General features: G+C 34.1%; 7 protein-coding genes. 2 read left to right on the top strand and 5 right to left on the bottom strand.

Annotated features, from left to right (window positions below; all coding sequences use genetic code 11):
- From AACY93_RS08960 to AACY93_RS08945, 4 genes are all read right to left on the bottom strand, one after another.
- Positions 1 to 2,219 (bottom strand): N-6 DNA methylase (locus AACY93_RS08960; protein WP_339611748.1); only part of this gene is annotated, 2,219 nt, incomplete at its 3' end.
- A 28-nt stretch (positions 2,220 to 2,247) separates the two neighbouring features.
- Positions 2,248 to 3,522, bottom strand: coding sequence for a DUF2130 domain-containing protein (locus tag AACY93_RS08955; protein WP_286853741.1), 1,275 nt, complete (start codon positions 3,520 to 3,522; stop codon positions 2,248 to 2,250).
- A gap of 7 nt (positions 3,523 to 3,529) precedes the next feature.
- Positions 3,530 to 3,862 carry an HIRAN domain-containing protein gene (locus tag AACY93_RS08950; protein ID WP_286853743.1) on the bottom strand — a complete coding sequence of 111 codons (333 nt, stop codon included), beginning with the start codon at positions 3,860 to 3,862 and terminating at the stop codon, positions 3,530 to 3,532.
- A 63-nt stretch (positions 3,863 to 3,925) separates the two neighbouring features.
- On the bottom strand, positions 3,926 to 4,885 hold the full coding sequence (locus tag AACY93_RS08945) for a WYL domain-containing protein (protein ID WP_339611746.1): 960 nt from the start codon (positions 4,883 to 4,885) through the stop codon (positions 3,926 to 3,928).
- Between the two features lie 480 nt (positions 4,886 to 5,365).
- On the opposite strand from AACY93_RS08945, the gene AACY93_RS08940 reads away from it, so the two are divergent.
- The gene (locus tag AACY93_RS08940; protein WP_286853746.1) at positions 5,366 to 5,875 is read left to right on the top strand and encodes a hypothetical protein; all 510 of its coding nucleotides are present in this window, start codon (positions 5,366 to 5,368) and stop codon (positions 5,873 to 5,875) included.
- 58 nt (positions 5,876 to 5,933) lie between these two features.
- On the opposite strand, the gene AACY93_RS08935 is transcribed toward AACY93_RS08940, so the two are convergent.
- A complete protein-coding gene (locus tag AACY93_RS08935; RefSeq protein ID WP_286853747.1) occupies positions 5,934 to 6,686 on the bottom strand; it encodes a hypothetical protein in 753 nt (250 codons plus the stop codon).
- Positions 6,687 to 7,331: 645 nt separating this feature from the next.
- On the opposite strand from AACY93_RS08935, the gene AACY93_RS08930 reads away from it, so the two are divergent.
- Positions 7,332 to 8,882, top strand: coding sequence for a hypothetical protein (locus tag AACY93_RS08930; protein ID WP_286853751.1), 1,551 nt, complete (start codon positions 7,332 to 7,334; stop codon positions 8,880 to 8,882).
- Positions 8,883 to 8,949: the final 67 nt, after the last annotated feature.

Here is an 8,949-nt window from a genome sequence, read left to right as displayed (position 1 = left end):
TAATGAATCATTGAGATAAAAAATTCAATTTTATCCTGGTCATTATTTTGAAATCCATACTTCTTGGCATTATCCAAGAGATTATCTAACAAATCCTTAAATAAGTCCCTGTTTGCCAGTATCTTTGGATAAATAAGCTTTCCATTTTTATCCATTAGCGATGACTCATCTATTTGGAGATCAAATTCAAATTCGGTATCAGCTTTAGATATAATGCGCTGAACATATTGTTGACAAAATCTAACAACATCAAAAGGAGTCAAATCTTTTTCTTGAATCACAGCTCCGGCATCAATACGTTTTGATATAGTTTGATGTACTTTATGGATGTCATCTTCAAGAAATGTCAAATAATCTCCAAGATTATATATATGCTTATCACTTCGCTTAAAATCAAGCACATCTGGTATATCTAATGCAACCTTTTCTTTTATAATTGCATTTAAGTTTTGCATTGTATCTAAAATATTACTTACTGGACCAGCTAGTGTGTGTCTTAAAAACGCATTTTGATTAACAAGCTCACTTTCTAAACCATGAATCTTATTAAACAAATCTAATTCTCGTTTTTGCTCTTGGGAATAAGCTTCCTTAAACCCTTTTACTTCAGATCGCTGGGTTTCCAAGTCTGGAAGCTTTATCTTAATGGTCAACATGTCTTTCTTTGACAATATATAAAGACTCGAATAAAGACCTGATAATTGCTTTTTAACATAATCGGCGTGGAGCTGATTAATCAAATAATCCAAATCTACCTTTTTAAAATCTACCCTAAAAGCAGATACAAAAAGAGAAATAAAAAAACCGGTTTTTGTTGTATTTACGTAAGTAGGTTTCAATTGATTATTCCTATTTACCAACAACAAACAAGGCTCATTAATCAGTCTCATTTGGTTAGGGTGCTTAGTCAAAGACAGCTGATCTGCATTTAAAAAATAATTTAAGGGGTCTTCTTTTAACTGTTTAACTCCAATGTATTTCACTTTATCATTAAAGGACTCCTTTTTATTAACATGTTGAATATTGCTTTTAATAGGAGTCAATAACTCACTTAAAGCAACACCTTCAAAATCTAACGAGAAGTACCGTCTAACAGTAAAGTTGTAATCCTGCTTTTTTACATCAGCATTGGAAACCAAGGTGATTTTATCCGATAACTCTGTTTCCTCAACCTCCGACAACAGTTTCTTCGAATCTAATCGAAGTCTATTGAGCCAATTACTATCACTAATTTTCACATAAGACCTAGCATCAACCATCTTAACGTTTTTATCTTGCTTGTTTTTATCGAGAATTAAAATAGCAAAGGGTATAGATGTATTCGTGAGTAAATTATCAGGAAACATAATGACTGTACTCAAAAGATTGTTTTCCACAAGCCTCTTTCGTGTGCTTTTGTTAGTATTAGAACTTAAAAAGTTCCCGGAAACAATGGCAATCAACTTTCCATCTGGTTTTAATGCTTCGACACCTCGATCAACAACAAAGTCTTCAGCAGTCACTGCATAACGAACATCATAATTGTTTTTAGAGAGTTTATAACCGAAAGGTGGATTTGCTATTATTAAATCAAAGGTATCACCATTTGAATTCCAATTACTAATAGAGTCCTCCATCTCAACGTGAAACTGTTCAGTACTTTTGTCATGAGCCATCAAACGCAAACCTCCAATAATAACATTGTTTGGTAATAGTTCCTGCCCCAAATAGCTAACATTATTTTTTAAATGCACACCAAATGAAGCATACCCAGCAAAAGGGTTATATACTTTAGAGTTATTATCCAAATCAACTAATTTAGCAGCAAGCTCACTGATTTCATTCGGCAATGTATCCTCTCCAGAACGTCTTCCACGAGATAGATGAGTTTTATTTAACAATATTTCAAACAATTCCCCGAAATTCTCTTCTATCAAAACCTTATCAGCATCATATTTTTTATCCAACAATTTCAGGATCCCTTTAGAATCATAAATATTCCATAACCTCAAAATAGCATTGATTTGAAGCTCACAAAACTTTAGGAAGTCTAATTGAGGAAAATCTTGATCTAATACCAAAAATTGATCCTTCTTAATTTTAAACGCAATGTTTTTATACTTTAAAGTATTTAAAAAGAGTACTACCAAAACATTATCTTCTATTGGACTTTTACCATCGAACAATTCAATAATATTCCATTGCCATTGTGCTACTTCATCAACTGATTCGTATTTCATAAAATGCTAATAAAAATTGTTAATTAAACTACTTTAAATCGTCAAATTTTTGTTTCATGGTTGGGTTATTATAAGTTAGCTTCTTTATAGTTAAATCCTCTGCTTTGTTATTAGCTAAACGTAAGTTGTTTTCAGAAGATAATAAGGCGGCTTTAGTCTTTTCAAGGTGAGAAATGGTTTTATCTATTTCACTAATAGCGGTCATAAATTTACGACTAGCTAAGTCATAATTACGGGCAAAACCGGTTTTAAACTCCTCTATTTTATCCTCAAAGTTTGTAATATCGATATTCTGATTTCTCATAATACTTAGCTCTTGCTTGTATTCTAAAGATTTCATACCTGCATTTCTTAATAAGGTAATCATAGGAACAAAAAACTGTGGACGAATGACATACATTTTTTCATATTTATAAGAAACATCTACAATGCCGGTATTGTACAAATCATTATCAGCTTCTAACAAAGATACCAGAACAGCATATTCACAACCTTTTTCTTTTCGATCTTTATCTAACTTGGCAAAAAAGTCTTCATTCTTCTTTTTGGTAGCCGTTTGGTCGTTCTCGTTTTTCATCTCAAACATAATGGATACTATCTCATTACCATTAGCATCCATATCCTTAAAAATAAAATCGCCTTTGGTTCCTCCGGTAGCATCATTATCCTTTTCAAAAAAAGCATTTGGAAATGCTGTTGGTCTAATTTTATTAAACTCTATTTCGCAATGTTGCTCCAAAGTTTCACCAACCATTTTGGTAGAGAGTTTTTGCTTGTAGTCTTTTAATCGTTCAATTTCTTCATCACGATACTTTATGACCTGGTCCTTAGTATCTAGCTCTCTCCTAAAATCGTCGCGTAATGATTTTTCTAACAAGGCCTTTTCCGTATCTTTTGCCTTAAGACTATTTTCAAGTTGATCTTTTTCCTTTTCCAAAGCATTTACAGCTTGCTGGAGCTCCAATTGTTTTTGAGTTTCTGCTTGTTGTAGTTTCGATTCTAAATCTTTTATGGCATTGTCTTTTTTAGCTACTTCTTGAATAAGTTCTGTTTTACTTTTCTCGCGAAGCGAATCTATTTCGCGCTGTTTTTCAGCCAACTTCTGCTGAAAGTCATTGAGTAATTGAGATTCTTTTAATTGTAGCGCATCTGCCTTTTGCTTTTCTGCAATTTCTAATCGGTTGTTAATTTCATCTTGAAACTGCTGATCCCGAACTTGCTTAACAATATCAGTATATATAGAATCGTCTACTTTAAAAACTTCTTGACAGTTAGGGCATTTTACGTTGGTATTGGTGCTCATAGCTAAACTATTTTTGGCTGGTGGCAATTAAATGGGCCACAATATGGATTTGAGATTCTGGGTGATCGGTTGGGTCTATTTTCTGGATGCGCATTTCAATATGGGTTTTTAAACCCACTTTTAGCAGTTTATAAAGGATGCGATTCTCTTGTCTTGGTACAAAACCGAGTTTATAATCTTTAAAATAAACGGCAATGGCGCGAGGGTCGTATTTGTTGTCCTCCTCCAGAACCACATCAACTTGGGTCCCAATCTCAAGTTGCTTAAAACATGTAGCGCCTTCATAATAGCTAAAACCGGCTAAATTAAAGTTGGCAAGGTGTTCTCTAATAGGTTTCATGGTTTTCATTTTTATAAGTTATAGCACAAAACTAAACTTAATATATGCAAAATAACTGCACAGTTACGCTTCATAAAACTGTTGCATTGTATTTGAATGTTCTCTCATTTGGGCTTTTAATGACTCTGGCTCTAACACCTCTACATCTTTTCCGTAAGACAACAACTGTTGTACTAATTCTTTATTTATTATGGTTTCAAACCAAACTTGGTCTTGTTTTTCTGCTTCAAAAAACTCTTCGTAATCTGGTTGAAATGGTTTTGTTTTAAAATAGTTTTCCCTTCCATTATGGAAACGCACAACAACGCGCTCTACATTTTCGTTTATTCTAGTCACACCAACCATGGTTCTGAAAAACAGTTCCCAATCGTTGTCTGAATCTAAATAATTGACGTCTTCAAGGGTTTTAAAACCAATGAGCCTTTCATCTAATGGAATACTCCATGCTTTAACATCTTTAGTTTTATTATACCCAAAGACAAACCATCGTCTATTATATTGTTTTAAAACATGTGGGTGAAATTCAAAAATGGATGATTCCTTATCTTTAAAACCTTTGTAAATTACCTGTAAAACTTCCTTTTTCTTGATAGCTAGATACAACGGCTTAAGATGATTTATACCCTTGTATTCTTCGTTATGATCATAAAACAAAATCCTTGATGCATCGTGTTCTTGCTCCTCTGCATCTTGAAACTTTATTAAGGCTTCTGCTAGTTTATCATATTTGGGTTGATTTTCAAAACGTGACAATAACTGTTGTGCAGCTTCAATTAGGTATTGTTCGTATTTTTGTAAAGGTCGTTTTGCAATAGTAAAATGAGCATCAGAGTATTTATACTCCCTTATTCCTTCTGGTAGTGGTGCACCAAAGCCTTCTTTTTTATCTCTAAAAACTTTAATATCGTCACGTAAGGTTCTTTCTGAAATTTCTTCTCCAGGATATAATTCCGAAATACCTTCATTAAGAGTTCTTAACAACTCATCAAAACCATACGATTTATTGCGAAAGCAATAGTCCAAAATATTATATCTCAAATGGGCGTGCTTGCTATTGGCCATTGATTCTAAATGTCTATTATTTTATACTAAAGTTTAAAAATATAACATTTACCGAATAAAGGGATACGGGTTTCCATAATTTTCACCAATAATCTAGATCTAGCATCAAATGAACTTCCTAAATTTAATTATACTTGTCACCTCGCGGGAACGCTATTAATGACGATATCATTCCTAGGGTATAATTAGGTCTGTTTTAAAACCTTACCAAAAGTAAGGTCTTCCTTACTAAAAAATTCAATTGCCAAAAATGTCAAGCAAAATGAATGACTAAAAAGACTTAACATTCAAATCCATAAGCCTCTTTCTTCTAAAACAAACATCCCATAGGTGACATTCATCATTTTAATTGATAAAGTCTTCGCCTACCTTTATGGCACCATCCCATTAAGGCTTTATGCATTTGTAAAAAAATCTGTTTGGGTATGAAAAACCTTGCTTATGTCTGTTGTAAAAAAAGTGACCCTAATTTCGGCCTTCGGTTTGTTGGCCCTGTTGCTTTATATGCTGTGGGCTTACAACCCCTGCAATTACAGCCACAAAAAAACCAATCTGGACAACAAGTACCAACTCTTAATTGCAAATGAAGGAAGCCATTTCAAAGATTCCGTAGTTAGCGTATTAACAAAACATTACAGCTCTAAACCCGTAAACATTAAAATTATTCCCCTAAGTGCCTTATCTCAAATAGAACCCAAAGAGTATCACGCCATAGTAATATTCCACTCATGGTACACCTGGAAACCTCCTCCTGAAGTGGAAGGATTTGTACACAAGCATCATAACTGCCTGGGAAACATAGTCAGCTTTAGCACCTCTTTTTATGGAAACCTGAAAATGAAGGAATTGGATGGAATAACGGGTGCCTCAAAAATGAGTGATGCAAGTGGCTATGCCCAAAAACTTATTGAAAAAATAAACCCATTGCTCAATATTGACAAGCAAAACTGAGCAAAATTATTTTTTTTTCTACTAAAATAAGCAACCCATAGAACAGACAAACAATTCCCTAATCCTTAACAGACAAAACCGAAATTCCAACCCCTTCCTTCGCTTTCAACAAATACAGCTCCCCATCTATGTCTTGATAATAACGGATGCCTATAACTCCCAGTTCCAATCCCAGACCAGCAGGTGTTTCGGCAACAGCAAAACTTAAGGAATCTCCTGCAAAATCTTTGGCCAATACCAAACTGTCCGCCAAATGCAATTTATAATCCAAAGTCTTAAAATTAAAATCCAAAACCCCAAACTGTAAGGCAATATGGGTAGCTCCCGAAATAAAAGAAACTTGTTTCATTTGAAACTTCGGAATGGCCAATGTGTAAGTGTCCCAATCCATCTCAAAATCAAAAGGCAATACGGTTTCTGGTTTACAATCTGGTGTATAATTAAAATGGACCAGTTTTCGCTTGCCCTCTTCAAATTCAAGTCCTCTATAAACCAAACGATTTCCACGCCCATTCACAGGATCCAAAGCCTTCAAACCCGTAAATAAAGTCATCAACCTACTGTGAAATAAAGGAAACTTATGTTGAACGTAAAACGGTCTTAAGGCCTGTCTAAAAACCTTATTCAATCGGGAACAATGTCCAAATTCACTATTGTTCTCCCTAACCCGTACCATACTCGCTTTGGTTTTAATAGCCTCCCTGGTAAATCCACCGCCAGCTTTGCGGCTTACAGGCTTACCTAATAACTCATAAAAGTTAATGCCCCAAATTGTACCAATAATGGTAAATAAACTCTTGTACTTTGCCATAATTTCTGTTTTTTTAAATGAATAATTCGATCTCTTTACCTTTTAAATAACTGTCAAAAATCCTACTTGAACAGACAGGGAAGCAAAATCAAAACCCTAACCCCTCTTAATACTCAATACTTAATACTTAATACTTAATACTTAATACTCAGTACTCAACACCCCACTCCCCTTAACCCCCTAACTACCATAAAGATACTAAATATTTCCATTATATTTATGTCGTGCTTATGTCGTGCTTATGCCGTGCTTATGTCGTGCTACATACCTAATAGACTCGTATAAGATTTTCCTTTAAAACATCTTGAAGCAACACTTGGTTTCCCGAAACATTCAACAAATAGACTTCTGGTAATTGCTCCACAATTAATAACAGACGGATGTTTGCAACCCTTTTTAGCACTCCTGTTTGGCTTGTGCCCCAAACGCAAGTGTCATTAACCATATACAAAGAATAAATTTTTGACCTTACGGATTAAATTTTCAAGTGAACCTGTTATTTGATACAGACCTCACTGGAAGACTTATTTTATTTGTTTTCAAGGTGTTTTTTATTTCAGGCTCAATAAAAAAGGTAAAACATAGCTGTTTATATGTATATAAATTTTTATATTGGGTTGTTTTAGATTCCTTACAGCTCCACTTATGATTAAACGTATCAAACCCCTAATTTTTATTACTTGCCTCTGTATTGCCTCTACCTACGGACAATCTTATTCCTCTTCATTTGAAGAAGGAATTTTTGAAGCCTATAAAAAAGACTCTATCCAATATAATTTCTTTGAAAGCATGTTTGCAATTGATTCGCTTGCAAGCAACAGCACCATTTTAACATACCAAGAAATGGTAACATCATTGATAAAAACATTTCCAGAAAGAGAAAGCAAAGAAAAAAAAGAACAAAAAAGAGTTAAATTAATTTACGATAGACTTCATGACACTTTTTTTAAAAAATACAATCTAAACGCTTATTTCAACAACCTCTTTGAAGACGGCACATACAACTGTGTAACGGCATCAGCCTTGTACGCTTACGTATTCGATGAATTAAACATCCCATACCATGTAAAGGAAACACCCTCTCACGTGTTTTTAATTGCATACCCAAAAACCTATAAAATCTATTTGGAAACAACGGTTCCAGGAGAATACGGATTTATAATCCCTAAAGAAGATGAAGTAAAAAAGATAATTGATGAGCTGATAAGCTATAAATTAATCACTGAAGAAGAAGTGGTCGCCAAAGGAGGCTTCATGAAGTTTTATGAGGATTTTTATTATGGAAATGAATTTATTGATAAAAGCGCCTTAATAGGCATGCAGTATTACAACCAAGGTTTGAGCTATCTAGATACCGAAGAAGATGATAAAGCCATAAACAGTTTAAACAAAGCCAAAGTGTTTTTTTCTTCTCCTCTAATCAAACCCATAGTCAAGAGCATCATGTTTGATAGGGTCAATCATTTGGAGTTCAACACCCTTGAGGATATTGAGTACCTGTTAGAATTAATTGCCATTGCCAACTACCCTGACGATTATTCTCTGGGAAATGTCGAATCCAGCTTATATAAAATAATTGAGCACGACGATAACGACAAGGAGTTTATAGAAGCCGCCATCGAAAAGTTTAAAACCATCCAGAATGAAAAAGTTAGAAACACAGCATTGGAATTTCTATATGAATACCTGGCCAAACAAGCTGGAACGGACGAAAATTTAGATGAAGCCTTAAAATACAGCAACTACATTTTAGAGCTAAACCCAAACAGTAAAATGGCCCAGAAAATCATTGAATATGTTTGTTTTAAAAAAGTAGCCCTATCTGCATTTAATATAGAGGCATTAAAAGAGTTTGAAGAAAACTGCAAGACGTATCCTTTCTTAAAGGAAAACAAACGCTATTATATTGCTCTATCTCATTTATACGGAAGTATTTCATTGAACAGTTTCAAAAACAAAGACATTGAAGTAGGCCATAAATACCTACAAAAATTAGAAGAGGTCCTGGACCATAATGAGGTCTTGAACGAAGTGAGCAAAATGTTGCTATCAGAACTGTATGTTAAAGCAGGGAATTACTATTACTACAAAGACCAGTATCAACCTGCTTACGACATTTACTCTAAGGGGCTTTCTTATTTACCTAATGATAGCGACCTAACCAAAAGGGCTCAATGGTCCAAAGAAGAGCTTTAAAAACTTACGGTACACCTTAGCCCTTCTTTGCTTTTTTTTATAACATCCCCTTAAGGCACCCAATCAA

The organism is uncultured Xanthomarina sp. (assembly GCF_963971605.1).
Lineage (GTDB): Bacteria > Bacteroidota > Bacteroidia > Flavobacteriales > Flavobacteriaceae > Xanthomarina > Xanthomarina gelatinilytica.
The sequence above is the reverse complement of the archived record's forward strand: the minus strand, read 5'-3'. Positions and strand labels throughout refer to the sequence as shown.

Excerpts from the sequence above, each read along its gene's own strand:
- AACY93_RS08935 (WP_286853747.1), bottom strand. The coding sequence starts at position 6,686 with ATGGCAAAGTACAAGAGTTTATTTACCATTATTGGTACAATTTGGGGC.
- AACY93_RS08955 (WP_286853741.1), bottom strand. The coding sequence starts at position 3,522 with ATGAGCACCAATACCAACGTAAAATGCCCTAACTGTCAAGAAGTTTTT.
- AACY93_RS08940 (WP_286853746.1), top strand. The coding sequence starts at position 5,366 with ATGTCTGTTGTAAAAAAAGTGACCCTAATTTCGGCCTTCGGTTTGTTG.
- AACY93_RS08950 (WP_286853743.1), bottom strand. The coding sequence starts at position 3,862 with ATGAAACCTATTAGAGAACACCTTGCCAACTTTAATTTAGCCGGTTTT.
- AACY93_RS08930 (WP_286853751.1), top strand. The coding sequence starts at position 7,332 with ATGATTAAACGTATCAAACCCCTAATTTTTATTACTTGCCTCTGTATT.